20 protein-coding genes are annotated in these 21,683 nt (G+C 32.0%); 3 read left to right on the top strand and 17 right to left on the bottom strand.

All coding sequences use genetic code 11. From position 1 onward, the window contains the following. Positions 1-106: 106 nt before the first annotated feature. The 9 genes from C8D80_RS03850 to C8D80_RS03890 form a co-directional block, all read right to left on the bottom strand. Positions 107-3,718, bottom strand: coding sequence for a T9SS-dependent choice-of-anchor J family protein (locus C8D80_RS03850; RefSeq protein ID WP_133607545.1), 3,612 nt, complete (start codon positions 3,716-3,718; stop codon positions 107-109). A gap of 184 nt (positions 3,719-3,902) precedes the next feature. Continuing rightward, the gene (gene fabV / locus C8D80_RS03855) at positions 3,903-5,093 is read right to left on the bottom strand and encodes an enoyl-ACP reductase FabV (protein ID WP_133607547.1); all 1,191 of its coding nucleotides are present in this window, start codon (positions 5,091-5,093) and stop codon (positions 3,903-3,905) included. 63 nt (positions 5,094-5,156) lie between these two features. Further along, positions 5,157-6,809, bottom strand: a complete 1,653-nt coding sequence (recN, locus tag C8D80_RS03860; RefSeq protein ID WP_133607549.1) for a DNA repair protein RecN — start codon at positions 6,807-6,809, stop codon at positions 5,157-5,159. Between the two features lie 22 nt (positions 6,810-6,831). Beyond that, complete coding sequence (porD, locus tag C8D80_RS03865; RefSeq protein WP_133607551.1) at positions 6,832-7,725, bottom strand: type IX secretion system protein PorD; 894 nt, start codon at positions 7,723-7,725, stop codon at positions 6,832-6,834. Beyond that, positions 7,715-8,926: a bifunctional phosphopantothenoylcysteine decarboxylase/phosphopantothenate--cysteine ligase CoaBC gene (gene coaBC, locus C8D80_RS03870; protein ID WP_133607553.1), complete on the bottom strand. Its 1,212-nt coding sequence runs from the start codon at positions 8,924-8,926 to the stop codon at positions 7,715-7,717. The genes porD and coaBC overlap by 11 nt, the downstream gene beginning before the upstream one ends. A 6-nt stretch (positions 8,927-8,932) precedes the next feature. Then, complete coding sequence (locus C8D80_RS03875; RefSeq protein ID WP_026726592.1) at positions 8,933-9,247, bottom strand: DNA-directed RNA polymerase subunit omega; 315 nt, start codon at positions 9,245-9,247, stop codon at positions 8,933-8,935. Positions 9,248-9,257: 10 nt separating this feature from the next. Next, the gene (locus C8D80_RS03880) at positions 9,258-10,052 is read right to left on the bottom strand and encodes an outer membrane protein assembly factor BamD (protein WP_133607555.1); all 795 of its coding nucleotides are present in this window, start codon (positions 10,050-10,052) and stop codon (positions 9,258-9,260) included. Positions 10,053-10,149: 97 nt separating this feature from the next. Then, positions 10,150-11,028, bottom strand: a complete 879-nt coding sequence (gene dapA, locus C8D80_RS03885) for a 4-hydroxy-tetrahydrodipicolinate synthase (protein ID WP_133607557.1) — start codon at positions 11,026-11,028, stop codon at positions 10,150-10,152. Between the two features lie 3 nt (positions 11,029-11,031). Next, a complete protein-coding gene (locus C8D80_RS03890) occupies positions 11,032-11,550 on the bottom strand; it encodes a DUF6913 domain-containing protein (RefSeq protein WP_133607559.1) in 519 nt (172 codons plus the stop codon). Positions 11,551-11,595: 45 nt separating this feature from the next. On the opposite strand from C8D80_RS03890, the gene C8D80_RS03895 reads away from it, so the two are divergent. Next, positions 11,596-12,384 carry a 5'-nucleotidase C-terminal domain-containing protein gene (locus C8D80_RS03895; RefSeq protein WP_133607561.1) on the top strand — a complete coding sequence of 263 codons (789 nt, stop codon included), beginning with the start codon at positions 11,596-11,598 and terminating at the stop codon, positions 12,382-12,384. A 9-nt stretch (positions 12,385-12,393) separates the two neighbouring features. Further along, positions 12,394-13,308, top strand: a complete 915-nt coding sequence (locus tag C8D80_RS03900) for a bifunctional metallophosphatase/5'-nucleotidase (RefSeq protein WP_133607563.1) — start codon at positions 12,394-12,396, stop codon at positions 13,306-13,308. Here the strand turns inward: C8D80_RS03900 and C8D80_RS03905 are convergent, their stop codons facing one another. The 7 genes from C8D80_RS03905 to rpsF form a co-directional block, all read right to left on the bottom strand. Beyond that, complete coding sequence (locus tag C8D80_RS03905) at positions 13,309-14,022, bottom strand: hypothetical protein (protein ID WP_133607565.1); 714 nt, start codon at positions 14,020-14,022, stop codon at positions 13,309-13,311. Next, complete coding sequence (locus C8D80_RS03910; protein ID WP_133607567.1) at positions 13,997-14,707, bottom strand: hypothetical protein; 711 nt, start codon at positions 14,705-14,707, stop codon at positions 13,997-13,999. The genes C8D80_RS03905 and C8D80_RS03910 overlap by 26 nt, the downstream gene beginning before the upstream one ends. Then, entirely contained in the window at positions 14,700-16,691 is a 1,992-nt protein-coding gene (ligA, locus tag C8D80_RS03915; protein ID WP_133607569.1) for an NAD-dependent DNA ligase LigA, read from the bottom strand. Before ligA ends, C8D80_RS03910 begins: the two co-directional genes overlap by 8 nt. A 2-nt stretch (positions 16,692-16,693) precedes the next feature. Continuing rightward, the gene (locus C8D80_RS03920; protein WP_133607572.1) at positions 16,694-17,167 is read right to left on the bottom strand and encodes a DUF6495 family protein; all 474 of its coding nucleotides are present in this window, start codon (positions 17,165-17,167) and stop codon (positions 16,694-16,696) included. A gap of 73 nt (positions 17,168-17,240) precedes the next feature. Next, the gene (rplI, locus tag C8D80_RS03925; RefSeq protein ID WP_133607574.1) at positions 17,241-17,684 is read right to left on the bottom strand and encodes a 50S ribosomal protein L9; all 444 of its coding nucleotides are present in this window, start codon (positions 17,682-17,684) and stop codon (positions 17,241-17,243) included. A 60-nt stretch (positions 17,685-17,744) separates the two neighbouring features. Beyond that, positions 17,745-18,041, bottom strand: coding sequence for a 30S ribosomal protein S18 (gene rpsR, locus C8D80_RS03930; protein WP_008253655.1), 297 nt, complete (start codon positions 18,039-18,041; stop codon positions 17,745-17,747). 2 nt (positions 18,042-18,043) lie between these two features. Continuing rightward, positions 18,044-18,385, bottom strand: a complete 342-nt coding sequence (rpsF, locus tag C8D80_RS03935) for a 30S ribosomal protein S6 (RefSeq protein WP_008253663.1) — start codon at positions 18,383-18,385, stop codon at positions 18,044-18,046. A gap of 151 nt (positions 18,386-18,536) precedes the next feature. Here rpsF and C8D80_RS03940 point away from each other — a divergent pair, with 151 nt between their 5' ends. Further along, positions 18,537-19,232, top strand: coding sequence for a LytR/AlgR family response regulator transcription factor (locus tag C8D80_RS03940; protein WP_133607576.1), 696 nt, complete (start codon positions 18,537-18,539; stop codon positions 19,230-19,232). Here C8D80_RS03940 and priA read toward each other — a convergent pair. Continuing rightward, the gene (gene priA, locus C8D80_RS03945; RefSeq protein WP_133607578.1) at positions 19,229-21,679 is read right to left on the bottom strand and encodes a replication restart helicase PriA; all 2,451 of its coding nucleotides are present in this window, start codon (positions 21,677-21,679) and stop codon (positions 19,229-19,231) included. The two genes, C8D80_RS03940 and priA, sit on opposite strands and share 4 nt — an antisense overlap. Between the last annotated feature and the right edge of the window lie 4 nt (positions 21,680-21,683).

Below are 21,683 nucleotides of genomic sequence, written 5' to 3' on the forward strand. Positions count from 1 at the left end.
TATGTAGGTTCTTTATTCCTTGGGCAAAATAACACTTAGGAAAAAAGATAGTAAAAAGAAAAGTCCCGAATAAATCGGGACTTTAATCATTAACTCAATTTAATATTTATTGCTTAACTACTTTTAAAGTTTTAACTGAGTCACCTACTGTTACATTTACAATGTAAGTACCAGCACTTAATTCAGACATATCAACCTGAGTTGAAGTTGCATTAATATTTCTTGAAATTACTTCCTGACCTATCATATTGATAACTCTTACAGAAGAGATTTCAGATGTATAAGAAATATTTAAAATATCTCTAACTGGGTTTGGATAAGCAGTGAAAGTATTGTTATTAAAATCTTCATTACTTAATACACAAGCTACAGTCATTTCAAATGTACCAGTAGCTGTTCCAAATCCTTCAACCATTATATAATATGTTGAAGTTCCATCAGCTGTAAAAGTTGCTGATGATTGTAAACCACATGAATCATCATTTGATATAATTTCTGTTCCACCACAAGCATCAAATACTCTAATCAAAGTATCAAAAGAAGTATTTGTACATAAACTTACTGTAATATCTCCAGCTGCACCATTATAAGAATACCATACGTCAGCAGAAGCGTTACTTCCAGAATCAGTAGCTCCGTTAGCTGTTGATCCAGTAACTACATCTCCACAATCAACAGCAATTGCATCTACACAAGCGTCATTTGTAGGAGGACAAATGTTGGTAAAAATCCCTAAAGGTAAATTACAAGTACTATCTACTCCGTGTAATGCTGTTAAAGTTACAGATGCACCATCAGCAAAAGGTCCAACAGTAATTACTCCTGTAGCTGTAATAGGCCAATTGTTTGTTCCGTCACTAATTACTGGCGTTCCATCACCTAAAGCAGTTACATCTACATTAACAGAGAATTCTGCATTTCCACAATCAGCAACAAGAGTTGAAGAAGCTACAACAACTGGTGAACAAGTTGCTGCAATTATATTTACAAAATAATCTTCTGTTTGTCCCCATGTACTATTTGTAGGTCCACATGCCTGAGTATTTGTAATAGCTGAATCATCACCTCCTCTAATTCTCATTCTAGTTTGACCTAAAGTAGCTCCACCAGGAATAGTTATATTAATGTTTGATGTGCCTGAACCTCCAGCATTAGTAACTAAAGAGAAAGACTCTGAAGGCTCAAATGTTGTATTTTGGTTAAAATCAATCCAAACTCTACTAAATTGGGTACCATCAGTTCCCATTGTTACTGCTAAACTTACAGTTGTACCCGCACTTAAATTAGGAATTGCAATAGTAGCTGGTTGAGATAAAGTGAAATCTTCATAATAAGGGTTTACATTTCCAGTTGAAGCATTAGACCATGCACCAATTGCAACATTAGTAATATTATCACCACCACCACCATTAGTGTAAGTTGGTGAACAAAAACATGCATTTAAGCTTGTTGTAAATGAAACTTCAGAACAGCCTATTGCTGGACCAACACCGTTATATGGAGAAATTGTAAAATAATATGTTGTATTAGCATTACCACTAAAAGAGTAAGACAATACGTTTCCTAAATTAACATTATTTGCAATGTTATTTCCACCTGTAGTTGTACCAATAGTTATGTTGTAACCATCTGCTCCTGCAACGGCATCCCATGTAATAGCATTAGCAAAATTACCACAAGTTGGATTTGGTGTTACTACAACATTTGTTGCACAAACTGGTGCTGAAGCTGGAGTTAATCTAATTTCAAAATTATCAATAAAGAAATCAACATCTGCACCACCATTAGCTGCACCTTCTACTCCTCTAAAAGCAAAACGAACATCTGAACCCAAATAAGTATTAAGATTAATTACATTTGTTGTCCCTGTAGGTGCAGGTACATTTGTATTATTGTATGTGTATAAAACTGTCCAGTTATTTAAACCAGTTGTTGATACTAATACTTCAACAAAATCATCGGCTTCCCATGGAGTTGTTGGGGCTCCAGTACCATTCCACTGAGTAACAGCGGCATCAAATTTTAATTCGTAACCAGTAGCAGGTATATTAACAACAGGAGAAATAACCCAATCATTATCTCCTGTAAAGTCTATATTAATTTTAATAGCTCCAGTTCCACTAGTATTTCCAAAACCATCAGCAGCCCAACTTGAAGTTCCAAATGTAGCTGGTCCTGTAGTTACATTACCACCATCAGCTGCTTGCCAACAACTTGGTAAGAAAGTACCAAATTGCTCTAAATGAGGAACTGTTAAAGCGTCACAAGTAGTAAAATTAATTTCCGTACAACCTGTAGCTTGTCCAAATGTATTATATGGGAAAACCGTTACAAAATAAGTTGATCCAGCATCTGTTGGGAATGAATATGATAAAACATTACCTACATCAAAATTGTTTAAAACGTCAGTAGCTCCAGAAGTTGTACCTACACTAATTCTGTAGCCCGTAGCATCTAAATCACTAGCCCATGTTACATTTGAATTCATTACATTAACAGCATTATTTGCAGGTGAAGTAATTGCAACACAACTCGGTGCAACCGCAGGAGTATCCTCAACTACTACATCATCAATATAAATTCTCCATCCATCAAGACCTCCAGAAGGAACATGCCAAGCAAAATAAACATCACCAGAAACTCCAGTCAAATCTAAAGCCATAGTTGCAGGTGCAGTGTTAGAATAACTTGCTAAAGATGCTAATTCGGTAGTGAAATTAGCAGGAGCATTTCCTGTTGTTGACAACATTACTCTAAAATCATTAGGTTCAAAAGAACTTTGAACTTTATATTTGAAAACCAATCTTTGATTACCTGTTAAAGTAATTCTTGGAGAAATTAACCAGTCATCATTTAAACCTCCATTAAAGTCTGTATTAATATTTGCAGATTCATTGCCTGTAATTGGTGTAGTAGCGTAGCTAGTATTCCAAGCATCCCCATCACCATTTACATTTAGAACTGACCAACAAGATTCTGAAGATGAAGTCGAATCAAAAGTCTCTAGGAAAGGAACTGTAAAAACATCGCATGTTGTGAAGTTGCTTTCAAAACATCCTGTTGCTGCTCCGTTAACATTATAAGGAAAAACAGTCACATAATATGTTGATCCACCTACTAGACCAGTTAATGAATAAGAAAGCACATTACCAACATCAAAATTATTTAAAACATCTGTTGCACCAGATGATGATCCAACACTTAGTCTATAACCTGTTGCACCACCTGCTGCTGCAGGCCATGAAACAACACTTGAGCTTACATTAATAGCTCCATTCAAAGGAGATGAAACCGCAACACAAGATGGAGGTGTCAAAGGAACGAAGGTAGCTTCTACACCTATTGTTATAGTTACTTCATCTGAGAAAACATCATCATCATGTGAAGTAATGGTAAGCGTTGTAAATCCTGTGATATCCAAATTATTAAAAGCCGCTGCACAACCTGTAATGATAGGACCTCCATCTACAGATAAATCAAAACCAAACCACTCTGAACCATCAGCACTACAATCAGCAGAAGTTAAACTTCCTGCTGGATTTATTAATCTTAAACTAGTTAATGGATTAGCTCCATAACAAGTTATGTCTGCTGCATTAATTGTTAAAACTGTTGGGTCATCATCTTGTCCTGTTGCAGTGAAGGTTTGGCTACACGTTTGTGCATTTACTTGCCAACAGGTTAAAAGAGCAAATAACCATAAGGTAATTTTTTTCATGAAATAATGTTTTTTTGTGTTATGTTGAAACAAATTTAACGATTTAATAATACTCGAAAAGTTAAAAAAATTTTCAAAAAAAAGTTAAACAAAAAACATCGGTGAAAAACAAAAAGCATCGATTAAAAACAAAAAACCCTAACATAGTCAGGGTTTTATAACATTTTTTATGTAGAATGTGTTATTATTTAATACTTGGCACCATTACCATTTCGTTAGTATCTGCTTGATAATCTACACCATCAAAACCAAATCCAAATAAGTTTAAGAAATCTTGTTTATATCCAGCTAAATCACCTAATTCAACTAAAGACTCTGTAGTTGATTCTAACCACAATTTAGCTATTCTTTCTTGTACATCAGCTCTCATTTCCCAATCATCAATACGAATTCTTCCTTTATCATCGGTTGGAACTGCATTTCCTGTATACAATCTATCGGAGTATAAACGTTGGATTTGTTCAATACAACCTTCATGAATTCCTTCTGCTTTCATGATTTTATATAATAATGAAATATATAATGGAATTACAGGAATAGCTGAACTTGCCTGAGTTACTAATGCTTTATTAACTGAAACATAACCTTTTCCGTTGATATCTTTTAATTTCTCAGTAATTTCAAAAGCAGTAGCTTCTAAATGATCTTTTGCTCTTCCGATAGTTCCTTTTCTATAAACCGCTTCTGTAACTTCAGGTCCTATGTAAGAATAAGCAATTGTAGTTGCTCCTTCTGCTAAAACACCTGCGTTTTTCATTGCATCTACCCACATTGCCCAATCTTCTCCACCCATAACAACAACAGTGTTATCAATGTCTTCTTGATTAGCTGGTTCAATTGAAACTTGCGTAACATTTCCAGTATGGAAGTCTACTGTTTTATTAGTAAAAGTACTTCCAATAGGTTTTAAAGTAGAACGGTGTAAAACACCTGTAACCGGATGTTGACGCACTGGAGATGCCAAACTATAAATGATTAAATCAATCTGACCTAAATCAGCTTTAATCATATCGATTGTTTGTTGTTTTACTTCATTTGAGAATGCATCACCATTAATGCTTTTAGCATACAATCCTGCTTTTTCAGCCTCTACTTCAAATGCTGCAGAATTGTACCAACCTGGAGAAGCTGTTTTACCTTCAGATGGAGCTTTTTCAAAAAACACACCAATTGTAGCAGCATCAGAACCAAATGCACTTGTAATTCTTGAAGCTAAACCAAATCCAGTAGAAGCACCAATAACTAATACTCTTTTAGGTCCGTTTATTTTTCCTTTAGATTTTACATATTCAATTTGATTTTTTACATTTTGCTCACAACCTTTTGGATGGGCTGTTAAACAAATAAATCCTCGCATTCTTGGTTCTATAATCATCTTATTCTTTTTTTATATTGGTTTGTTGTTGTTTTATTTCTATAACAAAAGTACTTTAAAAAATTAATTAAGCAAAGCTTTTGCATGTTGTAAAGCTGAATCGGTTATATCTTTGCCTGATAACATTTCGGCAATTTGTTGAATTCTTTCTTCTGAGGTTAACAGATTTAATTCTGAAATCGTAGTATCGCCTTGGTTTCGTTTTGATACTTTATAGTGCGAACTTCCTTTAGCCGCAATTTGTGGCAAATGAGTAATTGCAAATACTTGCATCGTAGTACTCATTTCTTTCATAATTTCTCCCATTTTAATTGCGATTTCACCAGAAACTCCAGTGTCAATCTCATCAAAAATAATGGTAGGAAGTTTGGAATAATTAGCTAAAATGGCTTTTATCGCCAACATGATACGCGACATTTCTCCACCTGAAGCTACTTTTTTTAGTAATCCAAAACTAGTTCCTTTGTTTGCTGAAAATAGCAAAATTACTTCGTCTTTTCCTTTTGGATAATATGAATCGGTGTGATTAATTTCAATTTGAAAATTGGATTCTACCATTCCTAATTGAGATAAAATCGCTTTGATTTTTTCAATTAAGATTGGAGCCGTTTTCTTTCTGTTTTCAAAAACAGTGTTTGCTAATTCATCAACTTTGGCTTGTTGACTATTTAATTCTGTCTGTAATTTTTGAATAGCGCCGTCTAAATCATCAACACGAATAACCTTTGCATCCAATTCATTTTGAATTACCAATAATTCAGCAACAGTTTGCACTTGGTGTTTCTTCTGTAAATTATAAATAGATTGCAATTTGGTATTGACTAATTCTAATCGTTCTGGATCGGCTAAAATCTTTTCGTTATTTTGTTCACATTCTGAAACAATGTCTTCAATTTCCAACAAACTACTTGTCAATCTTTCTTGCAATTGCGCATATTGAATTGAAAAAATAGCTATTTTTTGAAGTGAAACTTTAATTTCTTTCAAATTCATTATTGCTCCAACTTGCTCTTCATTGGCAATAGCTAAAATTCGTTCAAAATTTTCTTTTATGAACTCAACATTACTTAATTGTTCCAATTCTTGTTCTAACTCTTCTTGTTCACCTTCAACTAAATTGGCTGCTAAAAGTTCGTTTAACAAATACGAATTGTATTCATATTCCTTAACCAAAGCTTCTTTTTCTAAAATCAATTGTTTCAACTCTTTTTGAGTCGATTTGAAATCAGATAAAGCATTTTTATAAGCAATTACATTATTTCCGTTATTGGCAACAGCATCTAAAATATCTATTTGATAATTTTCTTCTGTAAGTTCGCGCGTTTGGTGTTGGGAATGAATATCTAACAACATTGCACCTAATTCTTGTAACTCTTGGAGATTTACTGGACTATCGTTTATAAAAGCACGTGACTTTCCTGAAGGTAAAATTTCTCTTCTGATGATGGTTTTATCTTCATAATCCATATCATTTTCATCAAAAAAAGATTGAAGATTATAGTTAGAAATAGCAAATTGTGCTTCAATAATGCATTTTTGTTCTTTATCTTTCAATGAAGTCAAATCGGCTCTATTACCTAAAACCAAACCTAAAGCACCTAAAAGAATCGATTTACCTGCTCCAGTTTCTCCTGTAATAACAGAAAACTGATTGGAAAAATCAGTTTCAAGCGATTCGATTAACGCATAATTTTTTATGGAAAGTGAAAGCAACATAAATAATATATTAAATGAAGTATTATTTAATTTTACTCCACTGTTGAGAATTTAATGGAGAAATTCTATTTAAAGTTTCTACTAAAGGAGCAACATTAACTCTTGGTCCACCACTAAAAATTGATACAATTTCATCAGTTTTTGCATCAAAAAAAGTTCGGGTCAACAAAGCATTTGGACGTATTTTTTGAACTTCAGCTAAGGTATTAATACCTTTAACAACTCCTTCTTTACCTTTTTTTACATCATCTGACATTAAATCCATTCCCATTCTGTGGTATTGATAAAGCGATTGTCTGAATGGAGCAAAAGTGTTTGATAAAATATCTGAAATTAGAAAATTACGATTGTTATTGTTTCCTTCCGATTGATTCCATCCTTTAAATCCACTTGTTTGAGCTACATTGACGATATTTGATGCAATTTGGTAATATTCAGAGCCACCTAATTCCGAAAAAGTATCTTGATCTAATCCGATTATTAAATTAGAGTAGAAAGCCAAAACTGAAACCAAATTTGAATTAAACGTATTTGGATCATAAATTAAATTTTCAAATTCGATAAATCGAAACGAAAAATTTTTATCATTTATATTTAAAATTGGTGAAGACAAAGTAGAATTATGAACAGGTCTTGAAGACTGAACCTGAAGAGTAGCCTCAAAATTATTTGAACCAAATGAGTTTACATTTATAAAAAAATTACATTCAATTTTTTCTACATCAGTATATTCTTTCGTAGTCCATTTGGTTGTGTTTAAAAATTCTTTAACCTGAGTTTCTAAATTTTTAAATAATTGAGGATTTCCATTAGCAACTTGTTGAAAATTTACTGAAACGGTAGCATTCAACTCTTGTGAAAATACATTCACTAACGAAAACAAGAAAACTACTAATACAAATACTTTACGCATCATAAAATTGAATTACTTTATTAATAATATCCTGAGCTACTTCTTCTTTTGATTTTAATTCTTTAGGTTCAACAATAAAGTCTTTTGAAATAAAAGTCACTTTGTTTGTTGGTAAACCAAAACCTGCACCTTTATCATTTAACGAATTTAAAACAATCAAATCTAAGTTTTTTTTCTGGATTTTTTGCTTTGCATGTTCAATTTCATTCTCTGTTTCCAATGCAAATCCAATTAAAAACTGTTTTTTCTTTTGTTCGCCAAGAGAAGCCAAAATATCTTTTGTTTTTTCTAACTCTATAGAGAACGTTGCTTCATTCTTTTTTATTTTCTGGTCGGCAACATTTTTTGGGCGATAATCTGCAACTGCTGCCGCTGAAATAGCGACATCAACGTTATTGTAGTATTCATGACAAGCATCATACATATCTTGAGCTGATGTTACTCGAATCAATTTAATCGAAGAGTTTTGCACGTTAAAATGTGTTGGACCAGATACTAGAATCACTTCAGCCCCTTTATTAGCTGCTTCATTTGCGATATCAAATCCCATTTTACCGGAAGAATGATTTCCAATAAAACGAACAGGATCTATTGCTTCATATGTTGGACCAGCCGTAATTAATATCTTCTTCCCTTTAAGTGGTAGTTTTTCTAATAAGTCGTTTTCAAGGAAAGTAACTATATTTTCAGGTTCTGCCATTCTTCCTTCACCAGATAAACCACTAGCTAATTCTCCACTTTCGGCAGGAATTATTATGTTTCCAAACGATTTAAGTTTGTGAAAACTATCTAAAGTAGAAGGATGTTTGTACATATCCAAATCCATTGCAGGTGCAAAGTAAACCGGACATTTTGCAGACAAATAAGTTGCTATAAGTAAATTATCGCAATTCCCATTTGCCATTTTAGAAAGTGTATTGGCTGTAGCTGGAGCCACAAGCATTAAATCTGCCCATAATCCTAACTCAACGTGATTATTCCATTCTCCAGTTGCTTCTTCTTCGTTATAAAAAGTAGAATACACTGGATTTTTAGAAAGTGTAGCTAAAGTTAGTGGCGTAACAAAATGCAAAGAAGCAGGCGACATTACAACTTGTACTTGTGCACCTGCTTTTATGAATAGTCTAACCAAGTTGGCTGTTTTATAAGCAGCTATACCACCAGATACACCTAGCAAGATTTTTTTACCGCTTAAAACAGACATATTGATTTATTTAGCTTCTCTGTAATAGATTTTACCTTCTTCCCACTCTTGTACTGCTAAAGCATGTGGTTTAGGTAATTTTTCATAGAATTTTGAAACTTCGATTTGTTCTTTGTTCTCAAAAACTTCTTCTAAACTATCATTGTAAGTAGCAAACTCTTCTAATTTTTCAATCAATTCTTTTTTAATTTCAGTATTGATTTGATTAGCGCGTTTTGCCATGATAGTAATCGCTTCATAAATGTTTCCAGTAGGCTCTTCTAATTTACTTTTGTTGTAAGTAATAGTATTTACAGGAGCATTTGTTTTCTTTAAATCCATGATTTACTTTTTATTTAGTATATTTTTGTAATTCTTGTTCCACTTCAGCTAACATTTTATCAGCTTTATCTTTGTATTCTGTTTGAGCGTTATGCTTAATTAAATTTGAATATGTGTTCTTAGCATAAGTTAAACGTTCTTGTTTTTTTGATTCAACACTATTAATTGCTAATTTATATGCAGAATCAAATCTGTAAAATAAAGCTTGCTCTTTAAAAGGTGTTCCTGGATAATCCGCTAAGAAATTTTCAAAAGCTTTTAAAGCTCCTTTAAAATCAGAAATTGTATTATACTGCTTAGCGATTTCAAATGCTTTTTTCTCAAGTTTTTCTCTTAATTCTTTAACATAAACATTTGCTTGAGGTAAAAATTGAGATTCAGGATATATATCAATAAAACGTTGCATTTTATCTAATGCTTTGTTAGTATCTGTTTGATCTAAACTATATTCTGGTGATAATTTATAAAAGCACTCAGCTGCAAAAAAAGCGGCTTCTTCTCTTTTTTCACTTTTAGGGTAACTTGCTACAAAATTTTCTAATTGATAACCCGCCAAATAATATTGTTTAGATTTATACAAAGACATTGAATAAAAATAAAACATACGCTCAGCGTTTGGTTTTCCTTTGTAAGCTGGAGCTATTTGCTCGTATAATCTAATAGCTTTTACATACTTTCCAGCTTCATACATTTTATTTGCTGCTTCATTTTTTATTGCAACATCATCTGATTTTAAAGCCTTTTGATACTCACTACACGAAATCAATAAAAATGCAATAAAAAGAAAACTAACTACTTTGTTCATTTATTTAAATTTAATCTTTCTTAAAATTCAATACTTTAGAAGTCTAAAAAAGCAACTGCAAATTTAGACATTATTTGTTTACTACAAAAATCTTTTTTTAACTTAATTTACGAGTAAAATTATGCAATCTTGTTGCTAAATCTTCATTTACATTTACAAGTGGTAATCTTACTGTATTTTCAGACAAACCTAATGCTTTAAAGACTTCTTTAATTCCACCTGGATTTCCTTGCTCAAAAATCATATCGATACTATCCGATAGTAAATAGTGTAATTTATAAGCTTCGTCCACTTTTCTTTGCAATCCTAAACGAACCATTTCAGAGAATTCCTTTGGAAAACCTTCACCAATTACAGAAATCACTCCTGCTCCACCGGCTAAAACCATTGGTAATGTTATCATATCGTCTCCAGAAATCACTAAAAATCCTTCTGGTTTTGTTTGGATTAATTTCATTGCTTGTACAATATCACCCGCAGCTTCTTTGATTCCGATTACATTTTTGAAATCATTTGCAATTCTAATTACTGTAGATGGCAACATGTTACTTGCGGTTCTTCCAGGTACATTGTATAAAATCACTGGAATTGGAGACGCTTCTGCAACCGCTTTGAAATGTTGGTAAATACCTTCTTGTGTTGGTTTGTTATAATATGGAGAAACTGATAAAATTGCTGAGAAATGAGAAAAATCTCTAGTTTTCAATTCTTCAACTACTTTATGAGTATTGTTTCCTCCAACTCCTAAAACCAAAGGCAATCTTCCTGCATTGGCTTTAATAATAGTATCAATAACCAATTCTTTTTCATCTTGCGATAAAGTTGCTGATTCTGCTGTAGTTCCTAAAACTACCAAATACTCTACTCCACCTTCAACAACATAATTTACAATTCTAGCCAACGCTTCAACATCAACCGAAAGATCTTTTTTAAATGGCGTAACTAAAGCAACACCTGTACCAATAAATGATTGCATTTTTTATATTTTATTTAAAATTTTCAAATACTTAAACAGTTCTAAAACAAACTCATTATAATTTTCAACAAGTGATTTTATAATGAAATGATTCACTCTTTTATCAACTGTATCAAAGCCTACTTTAAATTTAGCTTTTGATTTGGTTGACAACAACAAAAGTCCGCTTTTATTCACATCATAATAATTCACTAACAAGTCGAAAGGAGTTTCTATAAAATCATTGACTTCTTTTTTATTGATTTCGCCAGAAAGTGAAATATTCTTTAAGGATAAAAAAGGCTCGTTAATTTCTTCTTTTTTCTTGATTTTATCTTTATAAACTAATATCGAAATATTGCTACCATCAATTCCTTGCGAAGCTATTCTTTTAACTAATTCAGCTGTTTCTGAGAAATAAGATTCATCAACTAAAATTCCAACCGTCAACACTTTATCGTTTGAACCATACGAATTTTGAGTTGCTAACTTTTTAGTAACATTTTTTTTAAGAAAAAAGTTCTTTATAATATTATAAAACATAGTATTTTTACCTATTCGACAAAATTAAAAATTTAAGCTTTTGTTATGCTTGTAAATGTAAAAAAGAATACAATATATTTTCGATTTTTTGTTATATTATTAACATTTAATCTTATTATATCCTGTAAATCAACTTCTTCCTATCAAACCACAAAAATTGAAGGAAAAAAAATAGGTGTAACCAATGATAAAGGTGAAAACCAAGCCATTGCAACTTATGTAAAACCTTATAGTGATAACATCAATAAAGACTTAAATAGTGTATTGGCTTATTGTCCTGAAACACAAGACAAAAGCAAAGGAACTTGGCAATCGAATATCGGAAACTTATTAGCCGAAATTACTTTCGAACTTGGAAATCCAGTTTTTCAAAAAAGAGAAAACAAAACTATTAATCTTTGTTTACTCAATCATGGAGGCATAAGAGCGGTTATTCCTAAAGGAGATGTTACTACAAGAACTGCTTTTGAAGTAATGCCTTTTGAAAATAGCCTAATCATTGTAGGACTTACCGGAAAAGAAATTAAAACGTTAGCCGAATACATCATTAAAGAAAAGAAACCGCATCCGTTATACGGAATGAAAATTTACATTGATAAGTCAACTTTAAAGATAAACAAGATTGAAATCAACAATAAACCATTGGATGAAAATCGAATTTATTATGTGGGAACTTCTGATTATTTAGCGAATGGAGGCGATAACATGACTTTTTTTAAAGAAAGTAAAATCAAATTTGACATGGAATACAAACTTCGAAATATGATGATTGATTATTTCAAGAAAGTAGATACAATTCCGAACATTACAACTGAAAAAATAATTTTAGAATAATACTTAGCTATGAAGAGAAGAGATTTTATCCAAAAAACAGCTGCAAGTTCGGCTTTACTTGGCTTATCAGGTGTGAGTTTAAGTAGTTTTTCTACATTAGAAACCAAGAAAATTACCATTTTACATACGAATGATACGCACAGTCATATTGATCCTTTTCCTATTGATCATCCAAAAAATCCAAACATGGGTGGTGCTGCCAGAAGAGCTGCAATTATTGAAAGCATTAGAAAAGAAGAAAAAAATGTGCTTTTATTAGATGCTGGTGATATTTTTCAAGGAACTCCGTACTTCAATTATTATGGTGGCGAATTGGAATTCAAACTAATGAGTATGATGCAATACGATGTTGCTACGATGGGAAATCATGATTTTGACAATGGAATTGATGGTTTTTATGCACAATTGCCACACGCTAAATTCGATTTTGTATCGGCTAATTATGATTTTAAAAATACGGTTTTGAATGATATAGTTAAACCATACAAAATCATCATTAAAGATGGAATTAAGATTGGGATTTTCGGATTAGGAGTTCAATTGGACGGACTTGTTGACAAAAAACTTTATAAAGAAACCGTATACAACAATCCAATTGAAGTAGCGCAAGATATGACCCGAATTCTAAAAGAAGAAAAGAAATGTGATTTGGTGATTTGCTTATCACACTTAGGATTCAAGTACAAAGACGAACCAGAGAAACCAAGTGACATCTTATTAGCTCAAAAGACTAAAAACATCGATTTGATTATTGGTGGTCACACCCATACTTTTTTAGACAAACCTGTAATTGAAAAAAATAGCGAAGGAAAAGAAGTTTTAATTAATCAAGTAGGTTGTTTTGGCGTAAACTTAGGAAGAATTGATTTCTATTTATCTAACGACAAACTTCATCACAATCAAACAAAGAATATCATTGTGTAATTACTTTTCTCTGTGCAATAAATACTTCAGAAGAAAATAATAGGTTGGGATTTCGATGATACAAGAGATGTAAATAAACAAGTCATTCTTACTGTAATACTTGTTCAATGCTATAAAGACATCCGAAAAAAACAGACAAAGTATTGTTAACAATAAAAATCGTGATGCAATAGATTTAAATCGCAAAGCATTGTAAATACTTAGAATCAAAACCATTAAAAACATTACAATATAACCTATAACCACAAAAAACTCTTTAAATTCTACATTTAAAGTCATGCTGGCTACTTTGTAAAGTATCACTAAAACTAAATAAGAAATAATAAAATATTTAAAATTCTTCTTCAGAAATTGATTCTTTTTAAACAATTGGGAATCTACAATAACATAGTAAAATAAAATACCAATAGCAATCAAATACAAATAGGTTGAAAAAACTTTTAAATCTTGTTCTTCTAGTAAGATTAAATTATCGGCAAAGAAAATAACTAAAAACAAACTCAAATTCAAGTAAATTTTTGGTGATTTACTTATGAAAAAATAGGCAAAAGCAATACTAGGAACAATTATTGGCTTAAAAATAAAAGCTATATCCATATCATCATAAACTCTATAGAAAAATAGATAACAGATATAGGAAATAAAATAAACATATAAAGCTACACTTGCTCTACTGTCTATATTTTTGTCAGTCTTGAATATCTCTCTTACCATAAAGCTTAAATTTAGTTCTGTAAATAAAATAACTTATGTAACAAAAAAATGAAAGCTCTTGAGTAACAACATTTATCATTTTCAATGCAATCAAATCTGGCAATTTTTTATAAAAAACAAAAAACAAATCCGAAACAATAAAACAAGCAACCATAATTCCTGTATACAAAATTGTCCTATTCGTATAATTAATTTGCATTACAAAAGCTAAAACTCCCATCAACAATAACATTATACCATACAACGCATAAATAAAAAAGTCAAAACTACTTTCTTCAATCATCATCATCAAAACATTAAAAAACAAATAAACTAATAACATCAAAATGATGTAAAATGAAAATGTATTGAGCTTAATTTTCTGTTTTTTCAAATAATAAATTAAATCTTGAATGATGAAATGTAAGATTATAAAATAAGGAATTAAAAGAAATATAAGTCCTGATATATTAAAATCCACACGACTAATCAAATGGAGAATTTCGCCGATAAAAAAAGACAAAATAGAAAAGGAAAACAAATAATTAACCTTACCTCTTACAGAAATATAATAGTAATAATAAATTGACGGAATAATAATTGGCTTGCTAAAAAGTTCCAAATTATCACTGTCTATTAATACCGCTATTATGTAAATTACAAATGCAGTAAAATAAAGTATTAACGCCGAATTTACTTTAACCATCTATCATATGTTTGAAATCGGTTTCCGAAATTATTGCAATTTTTAATTGATTCGCTTTTTCTAGTTTTGAAGGCCCCATGTTATCTCCAGCAATTACATAATCGGTTTTTGATGAAATAGAACTTCCTACTTTTCCGCCGTTATCTTCAATCGCTTTTTTGAGTTCGTCTCTTGAATAAATTTCAAAAACACCCGAAACTACAAAGGTTTTTCCTTTTAACTTTTCCGAAAGCAAAACATCTTCAGCTCCCGATTCTAATTGCACACCATAACACTTAAGCCTATCAATAATACGAATATTTTCTTGATTTTCAAAGAATTGAACGACACTCTGTCCGATTTTATCGCCAATCTCATCAACCAAAATCAAATCCATGATGCTCGCTTGAGCAATTGCGTCAATAGATTTATAATGTTTAGCAAGTTTTTTTGCCACGGTTTCACCAACATATCGAATTCCTAATGCATATAAAACACGTTCAAAAGGAATGGATTTCGATTTTTCAATTCCGTTAATTAAATTCTCAGCTGATTTTTCTGCCATTCGTTCTAACGGAATGATTTGCTCTTTTTTCAGTTCATACAAATCGGCATAATTGGTAACCAAACCTGCATGGAATAACAAAGCAACCGTTTCTCCGCCCAAACCATCAATATCCATGGCTTTTCTGGTGATAAAATGCTGAATTCTTCCAATAATTTGCGGTGGACAACCATAAAAATTTGGACAAAAATGATTCGCTTCGCCTTCACTTCTAACCAATTCTGTTTGACATTCTGGACAATGGGTGATGTATTGTGTAGGTTCAACTTGATTTCCTCTTTTCGCAACAGCAATAATTTTCGGAATAATTTCTCCACCTTTTTCTACAAAAACTTCATCACCTATTCTAATATCTAATTTTTCAATTTGGTCGGCATTGTGTAACGAAGCACGTTTTACAATAGTTCCAGCTAATTGCACGGGTTCTAAATTCGCTACAGGAGTTATAGCTCCAGTACGCCCAACTTGGTATGAAATCGAATTTAATTTTGTAGTCACTTGTTCCGCTTTAAACTTATACGCCATCGCCCAACGTGGTGATTTTGCCGTGTAGCCTAATTCATCTTGATGTTGTAAATTATTAACTTTAATAACCACACCATCCGTTTCATAAGGTAAATCGTGACGGTGTTTATCCCAATAATTGATGTATTCGAAAACTTCGTTTAGATTTTTAGCTAATTTAGATTGCGTAGGAACTTTAAATCCCCAATCTCTGGCTTTTTGTAAACCTTCAAATTGGGTTTTAAAGGGTAAGTTATTTCCAATTACGAAGTACAACAAACAATCTAACGGGCGTTTTGCTACTTCAGCACTATCTTGTAGTTTTAAACTTCCAGAAGCGGTATTTCTTGGATTTGAATAAGGTGTTTCACCAATTTCAATTAATTCTTGATTCATTTTTTCAAATCCGGCAAACGGAAGAATGATTTCGCCACGAATGTCAAATTTATCAGGAAAATCACCTTTTAAATGAATAGGAACTGCCTTAATGGTTTTGATGTTATTGGTTACATCATCGCCTTGAAAACCATCGCCACGCGTTACTGCACGAACTAAACGACCATTTTCATACGAAATACTAATTGACGCTCCGTCGTATTTTAATTCGCAAGTATATTCTAATGGAACATCTCCTAAAACCTTTTGAATTCGGGTTTCCCAATCTTGTAAATCTTCGATTGAATAGGAATTATCCAACGAATACATGCGATATTCGTGTTTTATGGTTTCAAAATTTTTGGTCACCATTCCTCCCACTCGTTGCGTAGGCGAATTTTCATCAAAAAACTCTGGATGTTGCGCTTCTAAATCTTGTAATTGTTTTAGTTTTTGATCAAATTCAAAATCAGAAATGGTAGGATTGTCCAACACATAATAATTGTAATTATGCTGATTTAATTCGTCTCTTAAATTCTTAATAGTCTCTAAAACGCTCATATTTACTGATTGATTAAGCTGTCTAATTTGGTAAATAATTCTCCTTTGCTGATGATTCCACCTTGTTTGATGATTTCAAACAATGATTCATTTCTGTTTTCTGACAAGTCCTTCTTACCTCTTGTAATTTCAACATCGTTGGAAAACAAATTTTCAGACAACCAATGAATTCCATCGGCAGAAACAAAATCAATTTGTGGATTATTGGTTTTAATTACAAAAGAGAAAACCGCATTTTGCATACATTTAAAAAGAAAAATGTAATTTTTAGAAAAATGATCAATGTGAGTTACATTCGTCAATGCTTTTTCCCAAATCATATCGGAAAAAACATCAATTTCTTGTTCGGCAATGTGTGGTTTATTTTGTTTGATTTCATCCCATTCCTTTTTATCAATAGATTGTGTTGCTAAAAAAGTAATGAATTCTGGATGTAATTCTTCTAATTGCTCTTTGGTTAATCTTGCGTACTTCATGTAGTAATTTTATAAAGTAAAGATAAAAAAAAAGCCCCGATAAAATCGGAGCTAATTTATATTTTAAGAAAAATTATGCTTTTTCACCTACGATTTCGTATGGTAATTCAACGATAACATCTCTGTGTAATCTTACGCTTGCAATATATTTACCTACACGTTTTACTACACCGCTAGTGATGAATTTTTTCTCGATTGAATGACCGTTAGCTTCTAATGCTTCAACAATGTTAGCGCTAGTAACTGAACCAAACAATTTATCACCACCTGCTTTAGCAGTAATTTTAATTTCTAAAGCTTTTAAAGCCTCAGCTAAAGATTTTGCATCTGCAACGATTTTAGCTTCTTTGTGTGCTTTTTGCTTTAAGTTTTCAGCTAAAACTTTTTTAGCAGAAGGAGTAGCTAAAATAGCAGCACCTTGAGGGATTAAGAAGTTACGTCCGTATCCGTTTTTCACAGTTACTACATCATCTTTAAATCCTAAATTTTGAACGTCTTGTTTTAAGATAAGTTCCATGTTGTTGTCCTTTTAATTAGAAGTTAGGTTCCTTAACGGAAACCAACAACTTAGTTGATATTATTTTAATAAATCGGCCACGTATGGCATTAAAGCTAAGTGACGAGCTCTTTTAACAGCTACAGAAACTTTTCTTTGGTATTTTAATGAAGTACCTGTTAAACGTCTTGGTAAAATTTTACCTTGCTCGTTAACAAATTTCAATAAAAAGTCTGCGTCTTTATAATCGATATATTTGATACCTGATTTTTTGAAACGACAATACTTTTTAGTTTTGTTTGTATCTATGTTTAAAGGCGTAAGATATCTGATATCCCCGTCTTTTTTACCTTTTGCAGATTGCTCTAATGTAGACATGATTAGTTTGATTTAGCTTTTAATTTAACTCTTCTTCTTTCTGCCCAAGAAATTGCATGTTTGTCTAAAGACACAGTTAAGAAACGCATAACACGCTCGTCACGACGGAATTCAGTTTCAAATGCAATAATAATTTCAGCTGGCGCTTTGAATTCGAATAAGTGGTAAAATCCACTTTTCTTGTGTTGAATTTCGTAAGCTAATTTTTTTAAGCCCCAATCTTCTTTCGATACCATCTCAGACCCTTTAGAAGTAAGAAAATCTTCAAACTTGCTTACTGTTTCCTTTACCTGTTGTTCAGATAAAACGGGATTCAAGATGAAAACAGTTTCATAATGATTCATAATCTTTATATTTATTGTTATAAAATTGGGTGCAAAAATAATACTTTTATTTGAAATTACAAGCATAACTAATTATTAATTTTTACATAAAAAAACTTGTGTAGTTGTAATAATTATTCTACTTTTAACAAACTATAAAAAATATATGCCCATGAAGTTGAATTGTATCGTTGTAGATGATAGTGCTATTCAAAGAATTACCATCACCAAATTAGTTAACGAATCAACATTATTAAACTTAGTAGGAGATTTCGCCAATGCTCTTGAGGCAAAGAATTGTATCAACAACAACTCAATTGATTTGATCTTTTTAGACATCGAAATGCCGTTAATTAACGGTTTCGACTTATTAGACGGACTAAAAACTAAACCACAAATTATATTCATTACTTCAAAAGCAGACTACGCAGTGAAAGCTTTTGATTATGAAGCAACTGATTTTCTTCAGAAACCAATTTCTAAAGAACGTTTCAATAAAGCGGTAAAAAAAGCTACTGAACTTCACGCATTACGTTACGAAAACCATGAAGAACATGGCGATAGTATCGTAATAAAAAGTAATTTAAAGAAACTAAAAGTATATGTTTCTAAAATTAAATGGATTGAAGCCTATGGTGATTATATAAAAGTTGTTACTGATGACGAAAGTCATTTAGTATTATCAACTATGAAAGGTTTTGAAAAAGAACTTCCAGAAGGTAAATTCATTCGAGTACACAAATCGTATATTATCAATTTAGACCGAGTGGAAAAATTCAATAGTAAGTTTGCCGAAATTGGAAACACAAAAATCCCTTTGAGTCGAAATAAAAAAGAAGAAATTGTAAAAGCAATCGAAAACGCTTAATAAACGTCTACATCAACTTTTACCTTAATAGAACGATATTGCGGAACTGCTTCAAAACTCATGAGCACTTTCGCAATATTTTTTTTGGTATTTCCCAAATGTTTCTGAACAGGAATTTTAACCATAATAGTTCGAATGTATTCATTACGAATTCTATTTATAGCTGGTTCTTCCGGACCCAAAACTGGCATATCTAAATTTTGAGACAACACGTTATAAATCCACATAGAACCTTCTTTCAATTTATCAAAATCGCGATGTTTCAAAGTAAGCTTCACTAATCTAAAGAAAGGCGGATATTTGAAATTCTGGCGTTCGTAAATTTGCTCTTTGTACATTCCCATATAATCATTACCCAAAACTTGTTGAATGGTATTATGATATGGATTATACGTTTGAATAACCACTTTTCCATTTTTCTCGGAACGTCCTGCCCTACCCGAAACTTGCATCATCATTTGATACGCTCTTTCGTAAGCTCTGAAATTCGGTTGGTTTAATAAATTATCGGCGTTTAAAATCCCAACTAAAGTTACATTGTCAAAATCTAAACCTTTGGCAAGCATTTGAGTTCCTACCAAAACATCAATTTCTCTATTTTTAAAGGAATCGATAATTTTTTCGAAGCCAAATTTTCCTCGTGTCGTATCTTGATCCATTCTTCCAATATTTTTTTCCGGAAAAAGGGTTTTTAATTCCATTTCAATTTGTTCGGTTCCGAAACCTTTCGAAGTAACATCAACCGATTGACAACTATGACAATGCGTGGGATTTGCAATCGAATGACCACAATAATGACAACGCAATTGGTTTTTGAATTTGTAATACGTCAAACTTACATCGCAACTTGGACAATGAGGCACATGACCACACGTCATACATTCCACATAAGGCGAAAATCCTCTTCGGTTTTGAAATAATATAACTTGCTCTCCTTTCGATAAGGTTTCGGTAATTTCTTCCAATAATTCATCTGAAAAATGTCCTGACATTTTCTTTCTGAAATACTTATCTTTTAAATCGACCAATTGAATTTCAGGCAAAACAACGTTTCCATAGCGCACTTTTAATTCGGTTAAACCGTATTTATTGGATTGCACATTATAATAGGTTTCCAAAGACGGAGTCGCGCTTCCCAAAACTACTTTTGCTCCGTGCTGCTTCGCTAAAACTATAGCAGCATCGCGAGCATGATATCTTGGTGCTGGATCGTTTTGTTTGAATGTTTGTTCGTGTTCTTCATCTACAATTATACATCCTAGATTTGAAAATGGAAGAAACAATGCACTTCGAACACCAATAACCACTTTTGCTTTTGGAGAATTTTCTAAGACTTGATTCCAAACTTCAATGCGTTCGTTATTTGTATATTTTGAATGAAAAACGGCAACTTCATTTCCGAAATAAGCTGTTAATCTTTGCACTAATTGAGTGGTTAAGGCAATTTCTGGCAATAAAAACAAAACTTGCTTTCCTTCCTTAATATATTGCTCTAATAGTTTGATGTAAATTTCGGTTTTACCTGAAGCTGTAACGCCGTGTAATAAATTCACATCAAAGGTTTTGAAATTTTCTTGAATACTATCAAAAGCTGTTTGTTGCGCTTCACTTAATGTAAATTGACTATCATCTTCTTTGTCGAAAGCAACTCTATCTTGCGCAATGTAATATTCTTCGAAAATCGTTTTATCTACCAACGATTTTACTATTGCAGATGAACTTCCGGAAGTTTCGATAAGTTTTTTTACGGAAATTGGTGCTTTTTCACGAGCTTGTAATTGAAAATAATGCAAAACCAATTCGCGTTGTTTCTTGGCTTTGGATAAAACTTCTAATAATTCAGCCAATTGTTCTTGTTGCAAAAAAGAATCATGCAATTTGATATAGCGAATCAACTTGGGTTTGTATTGTTCCGAAATCTCTTCTTGCAACACCAAAGCTCCTTTTGCTAACAATCGATTTATGATAGGAAAAACCGTTTTCTTACCCAAAATTTTAATCACATCTTGAACTGTAATCGAAGATTGACTTTTTAAAGCTTCTAAGATTAGATATTCATCATCCTTTAAATCATCCGAATCTAATTCCGCATTTTCTCTTGCTGAAATAATCGTTTCACTTTCCAATATATAACCCGAAGGCAATGCACTTCGAAACACTTCACCAAGCGAACACATATAATAAGAAGCAATCCATTTCCAATGCTCGATTTGATGTAAATTCACAACAGGTTTTTCATCTAAAATTTGATGGATTTCTTTGGCTTCGTATAACTGAGGTGGTGTATTGTTTTTATCTAAAACTAATGCGGTATAAATCTTGGTTTTACCAAATGGAACCGCCACTCGCATTCCAATTTGAATGTAGTGAAATTCCGCTTCCGAAACCTGATAAGTAAAGGTTTTAGAAACAGCCAACGGTAAAACGACTTCGATAAAATACAGCATAGAA

Origin of the sequence: Flavobacterium cheniae, from assembly GCF_004363695.1 — a bacterium.
GTDB classification, from domain to species: domain Bacteria; phylum Bacteroidota; class Bacteroidia; order Flavobacteriales; family Flavobacteriaceae; genus Flavobacterium; species Flavobacterium cheniae.